General features: G+C 68.9%; 13 protein-coding genes. 9 read left to right on the plus strand and 4 right to left on the minus strand.

Annotated features, from left to right (window positions below; translation table 11 throughout):
* Window positions 1-3: 3 nt before the first annotated feature.
* Window positions 4-438 carry an SRPBCC family protein gene (locus tag KTR9_RS01390; RefSeq protein ID WP_010844004.1) on the minus strand — a complete coding sequence of 145 codons (435 nt, stop codon included), beginning with the start codon at window positions 436-438 and terminating at the stop codon, window positions 4-6.
* Window positions 439-1,277: 839 nt separating this feature from the next.
* A complete protein-coding gene (locus KTR9_RS01395; RefSeq protein ID WP_010844003.1) occupies window positions 1,278-1,523 on the minus strand; it encodes an RNA-binding S4 domain-containing protein in 246 nt (81 codons plus the stop codon).
* A gap of 134 nt (window positions 1,524-1,657) precedes the next feature.
* Between KTR9_RS01395 and lysX the strand changes: the two genes are divergently transcribed.
* The 8 genes from lysX (at window position 1,658) to KTR9_RS01435 (ending at window position 12,176) form a co-directional block, all read left to right on the plus strand.
* Window positions 1,658-5,071: a bifunctional lysylphosphatidylglycerol synthetase/lysine--tRNA ligase LysX gene (lysX, locus tag KTR9_RS01400; RefSeq protein ID WP_044505618.1), complete on the plus strand. Its 3,414-nt coding sequence runs from the start codon at window positions 1,658-1,660 to the stop codon at window positions 5,069-5,071.
* Between the two features lie 248 nt (window positions 5,072-5,319).
* Window positions 5,320-5,934 (plus strand): ECF RNA polymerase sigma factor SigK, encoded by a 615-nt coding sequence (gene sigK / locus KTR9_RS01405; RefSeq protein WP_044505619.1) that lies wholly within the window; start codon window positions 5,320-5,322, stop codon window positions 5,932-5,934.
* An 83-nt stretch (window positions 5,935-6,017) separates the two neighbouring features.
* Window positions 6,018-6,914: an alpha/beta fold hydrolase gene (locus tag KTR9_RS01410; protein WP_014924891.1), complete on the plus strand. Its 897-nt coding sequence runs from the start codon at window positions 6,018-6,020 to the stop codon at window positions 6,912-6,914.
* 34 nt (window positions 6,915-6,948) lie between these two features.
* Window positions 6,949-7,440, plus strand: a complete 492-nt coding sequence (gene rraA, locus KTR9_RS01415) for a ribonuclease E activity regulator RraA (RefSeq protein ID WP_044505620.1) — start codon at window positions 6,949-6,951, stop codon at window positions 7,438-7,440.
* Between the two features lie 89 nt (window positions 7,441-7,529).
* Window positions 7,530-9,083 (plus strand): succinic semialdehyde dehydrogenase, encoded by a 1,554-nt coding sequence (locus tag KTR9_RS01420; protein WP_014924893.1) that lies wholly within the window; start codon window positions 7,530-7,532, stop codon window positions 9,081-9,083.
* A gap of 94 nt (window positions 9,084-9,177) precedes the next feature.
* The gene (locus KTR9_RS01425; RefSeq protein ID WP_044505623.1) at window positions 9,178-10,386 is read left to right on the plus strand and encodes a PQQ-dependent sugar dehydrogenase; all 1,209 of its coding nucleotides are present in this window, start codon (window positions 9,178-9,180) and stop codon (window positions 10,384-10,386) included.
* Window positions 10,387-10,389: 3 nt separating this feature from the next.
* Window positions 10,390-11,205 carry a cyclase family protein gene (locus tag KTR9_RS01430; RefSeq protein WP_044505627.1) on the plus strand — a complete coding sequence of 272 codons (816 nt, stop codon included), beginning with the start codon at window positions 10,390-10,392 and terminating at the stop codon, window positions 11,203-11,205.
* Window positions 11,206-11,240: 35 nt separating this feature from the next.
* Entirely contained in the window at window positions 11,241-12,176 is a 936-nt protein-coding gene (locus tag KTR9_RS01435) for an alpha/beta fold hydrolase (protein ID WP_014924896.1), read from the plus strand.
* Here the strand turns inward: KTR9_RS01435 and KTR9_RS01440 are convergent.
* Entirely contained in the window at window positions 12,156-12,848 is a 693-nt protein-coding gene (locus tag KTR9_RS01440; RefSeq protein WP_014924897.1) for a hypothetical protein, read from the minus strand. The genes KTR9_RS01435 and KTR9_RS01440 overlap by 21 nt on opposite strands.
* A 147-nt stretch (window positions 12,849-12,995) precedes the next feature.
* A complete protein-coding gene (locus KTR9_RS01445) occupies window positions 12,996-13,688 on the minus strand; it encodes a DUF6474 family protein (protein WP_014924898.1) in 693 nt (230 codons plus the stop codon).
* Between the two features lie 230 nt (window positions 13,689-13,918).
* Here KTR9_RS01445 and KTR9_RS01450 point away from each other — a divergent pair, with 230 nt between their 5' ends.
* Complete coding sequence (locus KTR9_RS01450) at window positions 13,919-15,619, plus strand: TM0106 family RecB-like putative nuclease (RefSeq protein ID WP_014924899.1); 1,701 nt, start codon at window positions 13,919-13,921, stop codon at window positions 15,617-15,619.
* Window positions 15,620-15,649 lie beyond the last annotated feature (30 nt).

The following is a 15,649-nucleotide window of genomic DNA, read 5'->3' on the forward strand; positions in this document are numbered from 1 at the left end:
CGTTCAGAGTCTGTTGAGCACCCTGGTGATCTGATCCTCCACCGAACCCGCGAGCCGGTTGAAGGCGAGCTGCGCGAGCGGGTCGGCGAGCCGGGCACGGCCGTTGAAGGTGATGTGGGACCGGTACGTGAACGAGGTGCGCGTGGGTCCGTCCGGCGCGAACGACAGGTCGTCGACACTGGTCGCGGTCTTGTTGCGACCGGTGAACACGACGTGGTCCGGGTCGTCGCGGGTGAGCTCGTAGGTCAGCGTCGTCGAGATCCCGTACAGCTTCGTCTCGTTGTGCCAGCGGGTGCCCAGCGCGATGGGGTCGGTGCCGATCTGCTCGCACTTCTGCGTTCCCGGATCCCACTCGACGGCGTTGGCGAAGTCGCGCATGTACGCGACTACTGTCTCGATGGGCTGTCTCACCGGGAAGGTCCGTGACACCTCGACCATGCGATCTCCTCCACTCAATACCGTGCCCGCCCACGCGCCGCGGGCTGACAGGGATTCGTCGAGCCTCACCCGACGGATTGCCCGGCGCGGCCACCGGACGCGTGTCGAGTCATTCATGCAGGTGAGGGGCGCGTCGCTGACCGCGACGTAACGCTTCGCGTGGAATGATCGATCTAGCCGTCGTGTGCGGCACTCGCCACTTCGGGATCCGGAGGTGCGGGATTCACACGTGTCGGCAGTCGCGGGGGACGTGGCGTAGGCCACGCAATAGTCCGGCGACACGATCCGGAACAGCCGCTACAGTAGAACAAAGTTCGAGTCCGTTGTAACGAATGTGAAGTATCAGGAAGTGATTGGTCATGAAGTTGGCTGACCCATTTCACCCACCCCGCCGGGGTTCCCTGCTGAACTCGCTGACCGGCGGGCGACTCGGGGGCCGCCGCGGTTCCACGACGATGTTCCCCGCTGAAGCGGAACGTCTGATCACCCCTGCTGAACTCCGACGATTCGGCGTCCGCACGTAGCGCCGTTCGCACCTCAGTATCTGCGGCCTGGCGGCCGTCGTGGACTACGAAAGCGCCCCCCGCTCCCTGAGGAGCGAGCTTGCGAGCGTCCACCCCGGCTCCCTGAGGAGCGAGCTTGCGAGCGTCACGCCCTGCTCCCTGAGGAGCGAGCTTGCGAGCGTCACGAAGGGTTTCGCAGCCTCGGTCGCCAAGACCCTTCGTGACGCGCCCTCCGCAAGCTCCGGGCGCTCCTCAGGGAGCAGGAGGCTCGCACCTCAGGGAGCAGGAGGCTCGCTCTCGCGGAGCGGGTGTGCCAGTGGTTTGCGCTCTGTCGGATCAAGGAGCGGGTAGGTCGTCGGTCCCGGAGACCACTCGTACGCTCATCCCGCCGACGGACACCACGTCGCCGATCGCCAGCTGCCGGCCCCGCCTGGTCTCCACCTCGTCGTTGACGCTGACCAGACCGTCGGCGATCACCTCTTTGGCCTCCGCGCCGGACTCGATCAGGTTGGCGAGTTTGAGGAATTGGCCGAGGCGGATGGACTCGTCTCGGATCGTCACGTCGTACACGGCTTCGATCATGCCGGTACCGGGCGGGCGGGGCCACCTCGGCCGGGCGCGCACCGGAGAACGGTCCGTGGAGACGATCTGAGCCGGACATGGCCGATCCGCGTGGACTGCCCGGACATACTCATGTTCCCGACTACCGTTTACGCATGGCCACCGACACCCCCCTCGCGCCGGTCGACCCCGAGAACCCCGATGAGCGTCACATCGGCACGTCGCGCGCACCCACCGCCGCCGATCGTCGATCCCTGGCGCTCCTCGACAAGATCAGGCGACCGACCGGGTTCGGTACCCGCGCTCCGCACATCGCCGGCACCGTGGTCGGTGTCCTCGCCGCCATCGCGTTGCTGTCCAGTCTCTTTCCGGCGATCCGGCACCTGATCCACGACCCGCGACGCTACGTCGACGACTACATCATCACCCTGCCCGACACCAGCTTCGCCTGGGCGTTCGTGCTGGCGCTCATCGCCGTCGCGCTCTCCGCACGCAAGCGGATCGCCTGGTGGATCAGCGTGGTCTACCTCGTGCTGTTCATGACGGCCAACGTTCTCTATCTGGTGCCGGCGCTCGAGGACGACCTCGGCGTCACGACCTGGGACCGCACCAACATCTACCTCGGCCTGTTCATCGACGCCCTCGCGCTGATGTTCCTGCTGTCCACGTACCGGCAGTTCTACACACGGGTCCGCAGGGGAGCGATCCCCGCGGCGTTCGGCACCCTCGTCGCCGGCCTGATCATCGCGACGTTGCTGGGCTGGGCGCTCGTATGGGCGTTCCCGCACACCCTCACCCGTGGCGACCGGTTGCCGTATGCGTTCAACCGGGTGGTCGCCTTCGGCGCCATCGACCAAGACGCGTCGTTCGACGGACGGCACACGCATCTCTTCGTCAACGGGTTGCTGGGATTGTTCGGGGCGCTGGCGCTGATCGCCGCGGCGATCGTGTTGTTCCGTTCGCAGCGGCTGCGCTGGCTCATCACCGCCGAGGACGAGGCACTCATCCGCGCTCTGATCGCGCGGTTCAACGACGACGATTCGCTCGCCTACTTCTCGACCCGTCGCGACAAGGCCGTCGTGTTCTCGCCCGACGGCCGCGCGGCCATCACCTACCGGGTGGAGGTCGGCGTCGGACTGGCAGGCGGTGACCCGATCGGCGACCCGGAGTCGTGGCCCGACGCCATCGCCGAATTCCTCACGCTCTGCGAAAAATACGGATGGCATCCGGCGTCGATGGGGTCGAGCCCACGTGGCGCGGCGGCATTCGACGCCGCCGGTTTCGTCTCCCTCAACATCGGCGACGAGGCCATCCTCCACACGCGTGAGTTCAGCCTCAGCGGACCCGCGATGAAGGCGGTGCGCCAGGCCGTGACACGCACCCGGCGTGCCGGAGTCGATGTCCGCATCAGGCGGCACTCCGAGATCGGTGACACCGAGATGGCGCAGATCGTCGCGCGGGCCGATGACTGGCGCGACACCGACGAGGAACGCGGCTTCGCGATGGCGCTCTCGCGCATCGGCGATCCCGCGGACGGCGACTGCCTGCTGGTCGAGGCGGTGATGGACGAAGGCGCTCCCGACGAGAGGGTCGTCGGGATGCTGTCCTTCGTGCCGTGGGGGCGCCGTGGGGTCTCGCTCGACCTGATGCGTCGCGACCGGCACGGGCCCAACGGCGTCGTGGAGACGATGGTCGCCGAATTGTGCCGCGACTCCGAACAGTTGGGCATCACCGAGGTATCCCTGAACTTCGCCGCATTCCGGGCGTTCTTCGAGCAGGGGCCCCAGATCGGTGCCGGGCCCGTGATGCGGATGGGTTACTCGGTGCTGATGTTCGGCTCGCGGTTCTTCCAGATGGAGTCGCTGTACAAGTCGAATGCGAAGTATCTGCCGGACTGGCAGTCGCGCTACCTGTGCTTCGAGGACAGCCGAATCCTGCCCCGGGTGGGGCTGGCCGCGATCGTGACCGAGGGCTTCATCACGCTGCCGCGCTTCGGCCGGGCCAAGCACTACACGCAAGGCCAGCCGTCGATCCCGGCCGGTGTCGACGCCCCCGCCCTCATCGCCGAACTCGACGCCGAGGCGGCCACCCCGGAGGGTGCGGTCGTCCACCGTCCGGAGCAGGTCCGCGTCCGGCTCGAGAAGATGGACCGGCTCGTCGAACGGGGCTTCGATCCGTACCCGCCGGCGGACCGGCCCACGCACACGATCGCGCAGGCCAAGGCCGAACCCGAAGGGACCGTCGTCACCGTCGCCGGCCGCGTCACGCGGCTTCGCGACTTCGGCAAGGTGGTGTTCGCCGACGTGCACGACTGGTCCGGCGAGGTCCAGGTCCTCGTCGAGGATTCCCGCGTGATCCCGGGAACTCCCGACTTCGGCACCGACGTCGACCTCGGTGACCTGATCCAGGCGCGCGGCGTCGTGGGCACCAGCCGCAAGGGCGAGCTGTCGATCCTGATCGACGCCTGGCGGATCAACGGCAAGTGCCTGCGTCCGCTGCCCGACAAGTGGGCCGGTCTCACCGATCCGGAAGCGCGTGTCCGCCAGCGCTATGTCGACCTGGCCATCAACGAGCAGACCCGGGCATCACTCGCGACACGCAGCCTCGTCGTGAAGTCGTTGCGCGACTTTCTCTCCGCGCGTGGATATCTGGAGGTCGAGACACCGATCCTCCAACAGATCCACGGCGGTGCCAACGCAACCCCGTTCCAGACGCACATCAACGCCTATAACCTCGACCTGTACCTGCGCATCGCGCCGGAGCTCTACCTCAAACGGCTCTGCGTCGGCGGTGTGGAGAAGGTCTTCGAGATCGGCCGCAACTTCCGCAACGAGGGCGTGGACTTCAGTCACAACCCGGAGTTCACCAGCCTCGAAGCCTATGAGGCGCACAGTGATTACCTCAAGATGCTCGACCTCACCCGCGAGATGATCCAGCACGCGGCGACCGCCGCCTACGGGGAACCGGTCATCGTGCGGACCGACGCCGACGGAAACGAAGAGCGCGTGGACATCTCGGGGGAGTGGCCGGTCAAGACCGTCCACCAGGTGGTGTCGGAAGGGGCGGGGGAGGAGATCACCCCCGACACCCCCGTCGAGGTCTTGCGCGCCGTGTGCGATCGCCTCGAGATCAACCACCGGCCGGACTGGGACGCCGGGCAGATCGTGCTGGAACTCTACGAGCACCTCGGCGAGGACCGCACGACGTTCCCGACCTTCTACATCGACTTCCCGACGTCGACATCGCCCCTCACACGCGCGCACCGGAGCAAGCCGGGCGTCGCCGAGCGGTGGGATCTCGTGGCCTGGGGCGTCGAACTGGGCACTGCCTACACCGAGCTCACCGATCCGGTGGAGCAGCGCAAGCGCCTCACCGAGCAGTCGATCCTGGCGGCCGACGGCGACCCCGAGGCCATGGAACTCGACGAGGACTTCCTACAGGCGCTCGAGTACGCGATGCCGCCGACGGGCGGTCTCGGCGTCGGCGTCGACCGCGTGGTCATGCTCATCACCGGACAGTCGATCCGTGAGTCGCTGGCGTTCCCGCTCGCGAAACCACAGGACGCCTGACCGGAGGAAAACCCGGCTGTCTCGCTGCCGTACATCGGCAAGACATCATGTGCATACGCACTGTACAGTCACGCCGTGTGCACTTGTCGGACACAACCCGTGCGGGGGGCCGCCTGTCATCCGCTTGAGCTACACGTGGTCACGATCTGTAACGGTGGGATCGGGTCGAACGACCTAGTAATCAACCCCCTACGTCTGACGAGAGGTGCCCGGAATGGTCGTCGAAGAGCTGCGCAGCACCTGAACCCGTGGCGCCGAGGGAGAGCGACGCAACCGCGAGAGCGGACCACGGGGGCGGGGGTGAATCGCAGCTCTTGCGCGATCTTCTGGTGTCCGTCGCCGGAGGAGACCGCGCATCGTTCACGCGTCTCTATGATCTGACCAGTTCCCGGATCTACGGGCTCGCCGTCCGGGTGGTCCGTGACCGGCACTACGCCGAAGAGGTGGTCCAGGAGGCCTACCTGCAGTACTGGCAGCGGGCCGCCGACTACGAACCCGCTCGCGGGTCGGTCATCACCTGGATGATGACGATCGCGCACCGCCGCGCCGTCGACCGGGTCCGCTCCGAGAACATGCAGACCGAGCGGATGTCGGAGTACGGCGCTCGGAACGCGGAACCCGAAGGTGCGCAGAACATTCCGCTCGAAGAAGTCGTCCGGGCGGCGGAGGTGAGCGCGGTGCGCACCTGCCTCGGACACCTCACCGACCTGCAGCGCGGGAGCCTCGAGATGTCGTACTTCGGCGGGCTCACCTATCCCGAGGTGGCGGCGCGCACCGACACACCGCTGCCCACCACGAAGTCCCGGATCCGGGACGGGTTGCGCCGGCTGCGGATCTGCCTGGACTCGCACGACGATCGCTGACCAGGCTCGTCGGTGGCGTCCGGTCGCATCGTCCGCCGACGCTGCCGGGTCCCTCCGGGCACACTGGACGAGTGCGCGAGAGGATGCCCGACGAGGGCCCGGACACACCCGGCACGTTCGTGACGGTCGGGGAGCATCATCTCCACGTGCTCGACGAGGGCTCGGGGCCGCCGCTGCTGCTGATGGCGGCGCTCGGGAGCAACTGGTTCGACCTCGATCCGCTGGTCGCGCGGCTGTCCACGTCGTGGCGGGTCCTTCGCTACGACCGCCCGGGCTACGGGCTGTCCGATCCCATCGGCCGTGGCCACCATCCCTCGCTGCTGGGCGAGGTGGAACGGATGGCCGCCGTCCTCGATGCGCGTGGCGTCAACGAACCGGTTGTGGTCGTGGGTCATTCGCTGGCGTCGCTGTACGTGGAGGCGTTCGCGCGGCGGTATCCCGAACGGACGGCGGGTGTGGTCGTGCTCGACGGGTCGTTCGTGTTGCTCCCATGGCGGCTCGTCCCGCTCTCGTTCCGGGTCGGCAACGCTCACCGGGTGGTCGGTGCGGCGCGTGCGGTGACGAGTCGCGTGGGTATCCGTCGCTGGCCGAGTTTCCAGGTGTGGAGCCGCGTGGTGCCCGCGCCCCCGGAGGGCCGCGGGGAGCAGCAGCGCCGGTGGAGCACCCACGTGTTCGGGCAGCCGCCGTATCTGCTCGCGCTCCTCGTCGAGAACGCCGCCTTCGGGTCGATGAACCAGACGCTGCGGAGTCTGCGACGGTCCGCGCCGATGCCCGACGCCCCGGTGATCGTCGTCGTGGCGTCGTCGAGGCTTCCGGGGTGGCGCGAGTTGTGGGAATGGAAGCAACGGCGATACGCCGAGGTGCTCGGCGCCCGCGAGATCGCCGTTCTCCCGCGGGCGAGGCATTTCCTGGTCTCCGAGCGCCCGGATGACGTCGCCGAGATCATCCGTGGGGTCCGATCGATCCCTACCCGCGAGTAACCAGCTACTTGCGGTTACACCTAAACTGTTCGGCATGAGCGAGCTGACCTTCACCCCGACGGCCGACCTCGTCGACGAGATCGGTGCCGATGTCCGTAGCTGTGACACCCAGTTCACGCAGTACGGCGGTAACCGGGAGTTCGTCGGACGGGTGTCGACGGTCAGATGCTTCCAGGACAACGCCCTGCTGAAGTCGGTTCTCGGCGAGTCCAACCCCGGCGGGGTGCTCGTCGTCGACGGCGACGCGTCGGTACACACCGCCCTGGTGGGAGACCTGATCGCCGAACTCGGCCGGTCCAACGGCTGGGTGGGGATCATCGTCAACGGCGCCATCCGCGACGCCAAGACCATCGGTGGGATGGAGATCGGGGTCAAGGCCCTGGGCACCAACCCGCGCAAATCGACCAAGACCGGCGCCGGTGAGCGCGACATCCCGCTGAGCATCGGCGGTGAGACGTTCGCCCCCGGCGACATCGTCTACTCCGACGACGACGGCATCGTGCTCGTCGCGCCGGAACCACAGTAGGCCGACACCGGGCAGAACCCCGATCGCCGGGACCGGCGATCGCCATCGAAGAGAACACCGGACACCCGACAGCGCTAGGGAGCACCGCCATGCCGAAGCCCACCGCCGACTATTTCGCCCGCCTGGGTGCGCTCGTCGCCATCGACGACGCCGCGAGTCGTCCCACGCGCCCCGTCCTCGAGGCGTTCAGCGGGACGGAGATGGCGACCATTCCCGTCGCCACCGCCGAGGATCTCGAGGTGGCGGTCGCCCGTGCCCGCCAGGCACAGCAGGGGTGGGCGGCCCGCACGCCGGCCGACCGCGCCGCGATCATCGATCGGTTCTCCGAACTGGTCCACCGCAACGCGGCGTCGCTGATGGACATCGCGCAGGCCGAGACCGGCAAGGCGCGCATCTACGCGCAAGAAGAGGTCATCGACGTCGCGATCACCGCGCGGCACTACGCGACGAACGGTCCCAAGCTGCTCTCCGACCGCAAGGTCAAGGGCATGCTGCCGGGTGCGACCAGCGTCCGTGTGCGCTACCTGCCCAAGGGCGTGGTCGGCATCATCAGCCCGTGGAACTACCCGCTGACACTGGCCGTGTCCGACGCGGTGGCGGCGCTCATCGCCGGCAACGGCGTGGTCATCAAGCCGGACAGCCAGACCCCGTACTGCGCACTGGCCCTGGCCGAGTTGCTGTACGAGGCGGGCCTGCCGCGCGAGCTGTACGCCGTGGTGCCCGGCCCGGGCGGGGTTGTCGGACAGGCCATCATGGCCACCACCGACTATGTGATGTTCACCGGCTCCTCGGAGACCGGGGCGACCCTCGCCGAGCAGGCCGGGCGTCGGCTCATCGGTTTCTCGGCGGAGCTCGGCGGCAAGAACCCGATGGTCGTCACCGCGAGCGCGGACATCGCCAACGCCGTCCGGGGTGCGGCGCGCGCGTCGTTCTCCAACTCCGGGCAGCTGTGCATCTCGATCGAACGGATCTACGTCGACAAGAAGATCGCCGACGACTTCGCCGAGCGGTTCGCCGCCCATGTGTCGACGATGAAGCTGTCGGCCTCCTACGATTTCACCGCCGACATGGGCTCGCTGGCTTCGGCCGCCCAGGTCGACACCGCCGAGGCGCACGTCGAGGATGCAGTCGCCAAGGGCGCGAAGGTGCTGGCCGGCGGGAAACGACGAGCCGACCTGGGCCCCTTCTTCTTCGAGCCGACGGTCCTCACCGACGTCACCGACGACATGGTCTGTTTCGGGAACGAGACCTTCGGACCCGTCGTTTCCATCTACCCCGTCGACTCCACCGACGAGGCGATCAAGCTCGCCAACGACACCGACTACGGCCTCAACGCGAGCGTCTTCGCCGGTAGCAGCGCTGAGGCGCAGGAGGTCGCCGAGCAACTCCGGGCCGGGACGGTGAACATCAACGAGGGCTATGCGGCGGCGTGGGCGTCGACTGCGGCCCCGATGGGTGGCATGGGCATCTCCGGGGTGGGGCGCCGCCACGGCGACGAGGGCCTGCTGAAGTACACCGAGCCGCAGACCATCGCCGAACAGCGCTTCATCGGCATCGACCGCATGCCGGTGGTCCCGACGAACATCTACCGCGCCATCACCCCGGCCGCTGTCCGCGCGCTGAAGTACCTGCCCGGCCGTTAGCGCCCGGCGGCGCCTCCCGCCCCCGAGTGAGCCGATTGTCCTGCCCGATCGGTGTGAGCGTGGTTACGGTAGCCCCGTGACCCGGAGCCCCCGCATGCGCAGAGACCCCGTGACCCGATCCCGCCGGACGCGTCTGGGGGTGCTGACCGCGGCAGTCTCGGCAGCCCTCGTCGGCGCACTGGTGTCCGCGCCCGCCGCCGACGCGGCACCTTCCCTCCAGGTGACGACCGTCGCCGGCGGGCTGAGCATCCCGTGGGGCGTCGTGGTCGCTCCGGACGGGACGGTGCTGACCGGCGAGCGGTCGGGACGGTTCGTCGCGGTGCGCCCGGGAGGACAACGCGTGAACGTCCGCGCCGACCTGTCGCGCATCTTCGCCGAAGGCGAGTCGGGGCTGATGGGACTCGCCATCGATCCGCGTTTCGCACAGACCCGCCGCGTGTACTCCTGCCAGGCGGAGGCGACCGTGCCCGGTGCTCCGGGTGCGCCAGGGTCGCTGTCGAACATCCCGATCGAGTTCCCGCAGACCGGGCAGACCATCAAGGTCGTGTCCTGGCGGGTCGGCTCCGACTGGACCCAGATGGCCCGCGAACGCACGGTGCTGAGCGGGATTCCGGTCAACTCGTCGGGACGCCACGGCGGTTGCGGGCTGGCGGCGACCGCCGACGGTCTGTGGATCGGAACCGGTGACAACGCCACTCCGTGGATTCCGCAGTCTCGTACCTCGCTGGGCGGCAAGGTGTTGCACATCCGGCTCGACGGCACCCCGGCTCCGGGCAATCCGAACCCGCGGAGTCCGATCTACAGCCTCGGTCACCGCAACGTCCAGGGCGTTGCCGTCCAGCCCGGCACGGGCCGCGTGTACGCCATCGAGCAGGGGACGACCCGCGACGACGAACTCAACCGCATCGTCGCCGGGGGCAACTACGGGTACAAACCCGATCGTCTTCCGGTGATCTACGACGAATCGGTGCCGATGACCGATCCGGTCCGGGTCCCGGGTGCGATCGGCCCGGTGTGGAGCTCGGGCGACACGACGATAGCCCTGCCGGGCATCGCCTTCCTGCCCGAGACCGGCTGGGGCGCGTACAGCGGCGGTCTCGTGCTCACGGCACTCAAGGGCAAGCGACTGGTGTTCATGAAGCTCTCCGACGACGGGCGACGCGTGGTCTCGGAGACCGAGGCGTTGAAGGACGCGCACGGCCGCCTGCGCGGGGTGGCCGTCGCGCCCGACGGCTCACTCGTCCTGACGACCAGCGACGGCGAAGGTTCGGATCGCATCCTGCGTGTGCGCTGGAACGGCTGAGGCATGTGCGACGACGCGATCGTCGAGCACGCACACGAGGAAGCGCGCCGGATGTCTCGCCGTACGGCACTGCGGGTGGCTGCCGGGGTGGCGACGGGGATTTCGGCCTCGATGGCCGCGGGAGCCGGACTGGCAGCTCCCTCTCGCGGAGCGCCGGGTGACGCATCGGCCGGGCGGATCGTCGACCTCACCCACACACTCTCACCGACGTTCCCGGTGTGGCCGGGCAACCCGCCGATGGTCACCGTGCCGACATCCCGTGTGCGGGCGGGGAATTCGGGCTTCGCAACCAACTGGGTCTCGTTCGCCGAGCACACCGGCACCCATGTCGATGCGCCCGCCCACAAGATCGGGGGCGGGATCACGGTCGACCGCATCGATCCGGCCGACCTCGTCGCGCCTCTCGCGGTGATCAGTATCGAGTCCAGGGCACGCCGAGACCGGCGGGCCGAGTTGACCGAACGCGATGTCGAGGACTGGGAGTCGAGACATGGGCGGATTCCCCGCGGCGCGCTGGTCGCGCTGCACACCGGGTGGCAGCCGCGAACCGGTGGCGCGGACGCCGCCGGTTACTCATCCGCCGCGGTCGGCATGCTCGTGACCGAGCGGGGAGTCGTGGCCATCGGGACCGACACGCTCAGCGTCGACGTCCGCGGCGTCACCGGGGCCCACACCGCGATCCTCGGCAGCGGGAGGTACGCCGTCGAGGCGATGGCGAACCTGGAAGCGGTTCCGCCGCAGGGCTCGATCGTGATCGTCGGCGCCCCGAGGTTCTCCGGCGGAACCGGCGGTCCGGCGCGCGTACTCGCAATGGTGTGAACGGTCCACGTGTGAACGGATACGAAAGGTCATCGATGACGACACGCCTCACCCGGTTCGATCGCGGGCCCTTCACCTTCGATGTCACCGATGCGGGGCCGGTCGACGGTGAACCGATCGTACTGCTGCACGGGTTCCCCCAGCGGGCCTCGTGCTGGGAGCTGGTCGCGCCGACGTTGCACCACAACGGGTTTCGAACGCTGGCACCGGACCAGCGTGGCTATTCGCCCGGCGCCCGACCCACACGGAGACGAGACTACGTCCAAGGGGAGCTCGCGGCCGACGTGGTCGCCCTGCTCGACGCCGCCGGGATCGGACGAGCTCACATCGTCGGCCATGACTGGGGTGCGATCGTCGGGTGGACGGTCGCGGCGAACCATCCCGACCGGGTCGCAACGCTCACCGCGTTGTCCGTGCCGCACCCCGGGGCGTTCCTGCGCGCCATGCCCCACGGCCAGATCTTCCGCTCCTGGTACATGGCCGCATTCCAGGTCCCGGTGCTGCCCGAGAAACTCCTCGGCGCGGCGATGCGGACGCAGCCGGATTTCGGTGAGCGGATGGGACTCCCGCAACCGTTCGCGTCGCGGGTCGCGACCGAGATCGGCGACTCCGGCGCACTTCCCGGCGCGCTGGGGTGGTACCGCGCGATGTTCTTGCCGGACAAGCGAAGCACGCCACGACCGGTGCGGGTCCCGACCACGTTCGTGTGGGGCGACGCCGACATCGCGATCGGCCCGGCCGCGGCCCGGTTGTGCTCGGGCTGGGTCGAGGCGAACTACGAGTTCATCGTGCTGCCCGGCGCCGACCACTGGTTACCGGAGGCCCACCCCGACGACGTCGCGGCGGCGATCGTCGCCCGCGTCACCGACCATCGGACGCGAACCGGCTCGGACGCAACGGATTCGACCCCGGCCCACGGTACGGACACCGCGTCACCGGCCGGCGGTCCGTCAGCGCAGGATTCGGCGTAACACGACGAAGACGATCAGGGCGACCGCGGCCGCCAGCCCCGCGAATGCGGGCGTCAGATTGGTGGTCGGGGGTTCGGTCGGGGAGCCCGAGCGCAACTGAGCGAAAGTCGCACGGGCGGCGTCGGATTCGGCGACCACGTCGACCGGCGGGTGTGCGGGCCCAGACGTCGGTGCGGGCGGCGTGGCGGCCGGAGCCGTGGAGGCCGGTTCCGGGGAGCGGGTCACCGGCGGACTCGACGATGACACCGGGGCCGACACCTGCGGCGCCTCGGGTTCGGGAGTCGGCGCCTGCGTTTCCGGCACGGGCGGGGCCGACTTCGGTGGTGCCTTCTTCGCCGGCGCCTTCTTGGCCGTCGACTTCTTCGCCGGTGCGACGCCGGCTGCCTTCTTCGCCGGGCTCTTCTTGGCCGGCGCCTTGGTCGGGGATGTCTTCTTCGCGGCTTTCTTCGGCGGGAGCTTGTCGCCGCCGGACTCCGCGGCCGCCGTCTCCGGCGTGGCCTTCTTGGCCGGCGCCTTCTCGGCCGCCTTCTTCGCTACCGGCTTCTCGGGTGCGGGTGCGGAGGCCGGCGCGTCGGCGTTCGGATCGCCAGGTGTGGCGATCGGGAACAGTGCCTGCTCGTCGCGGTTCGGGTCACCGCCGGACGGCGTGACATTCGGATCCGGCTCGGTCATACGGTGCTCCCTCGCAAGTGTCCGGCATGCGCTCGGCGACTGCTCCGCCGCGCGGCCCGTTCGGGCCCATCCTAGTGGGTCGGCACCCTCACCCGACGAGGGTCGTGGCCCCTGGGCGGTGCCTGCAGAGCCCGCAGGGGACTCGCGTCAGGAACGGACGCCGAGCCGGGCGAGGATGTCGGCGTCGACCGCTTCGAGCTCGTCGGCGATGGACTTGTGGGCGGTGCGGCGCTGACCGGCCGACATCGTCTCGGCGGTCTGCACCGCGATGTCGAGGTTGTCGAGGCGCGTGGTCATCGCCGCGACGAAGTCCTTGGCATCGGCACTGGTGTCCTGCGCGACGACCTTCTCCAGGGCAGTGCGGGTGGTGGCGATCCGTGCGGACAGGCTGGCGCCGTGACCGCTGAACTGGCGCAACACTTCCGGTGAGACCCCCGCGCGGTTGGCCTGCAGCGTCGAGAGCTGCTCACGTCCGGCGACCGCGGCCCGGTAGACGACCGGTGCGGCGATCGGTGCCACGAGCCGCGCGACGGTGAGGTAGCGCTTCACGCTGGCCGGGCTGAGTGCCTTCGCGTCGGCAGCTGCTTGCGCCTCGACGGCGAACTTCTTCGCCTCGGCCTTGCTCACCTTCGTCTGGGACTTGGCGAGCTGCTTGGCGGTCTTGCGCTCGGCCTTCATCTCCTTCTTGAAGTACTTGTGCTCGTTCTTGCGTCGAGCCTTCTGCTCCTTGCGCCGCGACTTGGCATCGAACTTCGCCTCCAGCTTGGCTTTCGCCTTGAGAGCCTTGGCCTCTGCCTTGCGCTGCGCACGAGTCGTACCGTCGGAGGAGAACAATCCCATCGAATGCCCTTTCGCTGCTGCCGAGTAGACCGCAGTCGACCCCCGGCCCGCTCCCGTTCCGCTCCCGGCGCCGGTCGACCGGCTGGCTTGCCCGCCCACGGCGGCGCCGCACTTCTGTGGCCCCGCTCGCTTCGCTCCCGGCGTCAGGTGCGCGTGATAACAAGTACAAGCATGACATGTGGTTGTATCCGACCACGTGTCTCCTCCGCTCGAGCCCAGAAAGGGATGGCGTGGCCCCTGTCGTGTTGTCGCCGCGCGACCTCGCTGGTTGCGAGCACCGAGTGGCTCTCGACTTCGCCCACAGCAGACGTCCTGCCGAGGAGCCCGACCCGCCGGGTGTGCAGCGTCGTAAGGAGGCCGCCGCCGATCACCGCGCCGCGGTCCGCGAACTGCTTCGCGGCGTGCACAGCGACCAGCCCGGCGTGTTCGTGGTCGTCGACCCCGACGCGAGCGCATCGGACCGCGTCGCGGCGACGCTGCGAGCCTGCGATGACGGTGCCGAGTGGATCTGGAACGCGACGCTCCCCGTCGACGAGGTGCACGGGCGGCGCGGCCACTCCGAGCTGCTGGTCCGGGTCGGCGAGGGATACGTCCCGGTCATCGTCGTCAACCACCGCGTCAGCCAGCCGGCGAAGTCGGCTCCGGACCCGGACGGACGTCCGGCCACCCTGGTGACCAGTCCGTTCTGGACGTGGGCGCCGAGTCCCGATCCCTATCGGACCGGCCGGCCGAATCGTCGGGACAACCTCCGGCTGGCACAGTTGACCGCCATGCTCGTCGAGCTCGGCAGGGCGTCGTCGACCGACACGGCGGATCTGCGCGGCGGGGTGATCGGCGTGGACGCCGACTGCATCGTCGTCCTGGACACCGGAGCCATGCTCGAGGACTACTCGGCGATCCTCGAGCGCCGGCTCGCGGTCGCGGCGGGGGAGATCCCGACCGAGCCCCGCCGGATCAGCGAATGCCGCTCGTGTCCGTGGTGGGTTCGCTGCGGACCCGAGTTGGAGGAGAAGCGCGACGTCAGTCTCGTGGCGACCGGCAACCAGGGAGCGGTGCTGATCGACGCGGGGATCACGACGATCGATCAGCTCGCCGCGCAGCGCGGGGCGCCGCCGGAGGGATGGCCGGGCGGAGTCCGGTTCGGGGACGCGATCATCAATGCGATCGCCTGGCTCACGGGCACCGAGCTCGTGCGTCGCGTCGACTCGCCCCGGGTCCACCGCGCGGATGTCGAGATCGACGTCGACATGGAGAGCTACGGCGAGCACGGCGCGTATCTGTGGGGAACACTGCTCACGGACACCACCGATGAGTCGGTGCCCGTCGAGTATCGCCCGTTCGTCACCTGGGATCCGCTGCCCACCCGCGACGAGGCACGGTCCTTCGCCGAGTTCTGGGGTTGGCTGATGGCGCAACGGGATGCTGCGCGAGACGCCGGCAAGACGTTCGCGGCCTACTGCTACTCCCAACAGGCGGAGAACCGGTGGCTTCTGGGGTCGGCCGACCGCTTCGCGGGTGAACCGGGCATCCCCGCTCGTGCCGAGGTCCAGGCCTTCATCGGATCGTCGGAATGGGTGGACATCTACGAGGCCGTCGGCGAGAACTTCATCTGTCCCCGCGGCAAAGGACTGAAACGGGTGGCGCCGGTGGCAGGATTCTCCTGGCGCGACGACGACGCGAGCGGGGAGGCGTCGATGGAGTGGTACCGGGCGGCCGTTGCGCTCGGCGGCGGACGTCCCGACGATGGCCAGCGTCAGCGCCTTCTCGAGTACAACGAAGACGATGTGCGCGCCACCAAGGTCCTGCGCGAGTGGATGTCAGACGGCGCGGCCGCGCAGGTGCCCCACGAGCGGGATCTACTCGAATGGTCACCCGTTGCGCCGGCTCCGGCCCGGGCTGCCGTCGACACCGGCGGACACCACCGGGGCTGAACCGAGAACGAACCGGCCGGGAACGAACCG

It is taken from the genome of Gordonia sp. KTR9, assembly GCF_000143885.2.
Classification (GTDB): Bacteria; Actinomycetota; Actinomycetes; order Mycobacteriales; family Mycobacteriaceae; genus Gordonia.

What these genes read in the sequence shown, in the direction of transcription:
- KTR9_RS01390 (WP_010844004.1), bottom strand. Translation starts at nt 438, where the DNA reads ATGGTCGAGGTGTCACGGACCTTCCCGGTGAGACAGCCCATCGAGACA.
- KTR9_RS01395 (WP_010844003.1), bottom strand. Translation starts at nt 1,523, where the DNA reads ATGATCGAAGCCGTGTACGACGTGACGATCCGAGACGAGTCCATCCGC.
- lysX (WP_044505618.1), top strand. Translation starts at nt 1,658, where the DNA reads ATGGCCACCGACACCCCCCTCGCGCCGGTCGACCCCGAGAACCCCGAT.
- KTR9_RS01410 (WP_014924891.1), top strand. Translation starts at nt 6,018, where the DNA reads ATGCCCGACGAGGGCCCGGACACACCCGGCACGTTCGTGACGGTCGGG.
- rraA (WP_044505620.1), top strand. Translation starts at nt 6,949, where the DNA reads ATGAGCGAGCTGACCTTCACCCCGACGGCCGACCTCGTCGACGAGATC.
- KTR9_RS01420 (WP_014924893.1), top strand. Translation starts at nt 7,530, where the DNA reads ATGCCGAAGCCCACCGCCGACTATTTCGCCCGCCTGGGTGCGCTCGTC.
- KTR9_RS01425 (WP_044505623.1), top strand. Translation starts at nt 9,178, where the DNA reads ATGCGCAGAGACCCCGTGACCCGATCCCGCCGGACGCGTCTGGGGGTG.
- KTR9_RS01430 (WP_044505627.1), top strand. Translation starts at nt 10,390, where the DNA reads ATGTGCGACGACGCGATCGTCGAGCACGCACACGAGGAAGCGCGCCGG.
- KTR9_RS01435 (WP_014924896.1), top strand. Translation starts at nt 11,241, where the DNA reads ATGACGACACGCCTCACCCGGTTCGATCGCGGGCCCTTCACCTTCGAT.
- KTR9_RS01440 (WP_014924897.1), bottom strand. Translation starts at nt 12,848, where the DNA reads ATGACCGAGCCGGATCCGAATGTCACGCCGTCCGGCGGTGACCCGAAC.
- KTR9_RS01445 (WP_014924898.1), bottom strand. Translation starts at nt 13,688, where the DNA reads ATGGGATTGTTCTCCTCCGACGGTACGACTCGTGCGCAGCGCAAGGCA.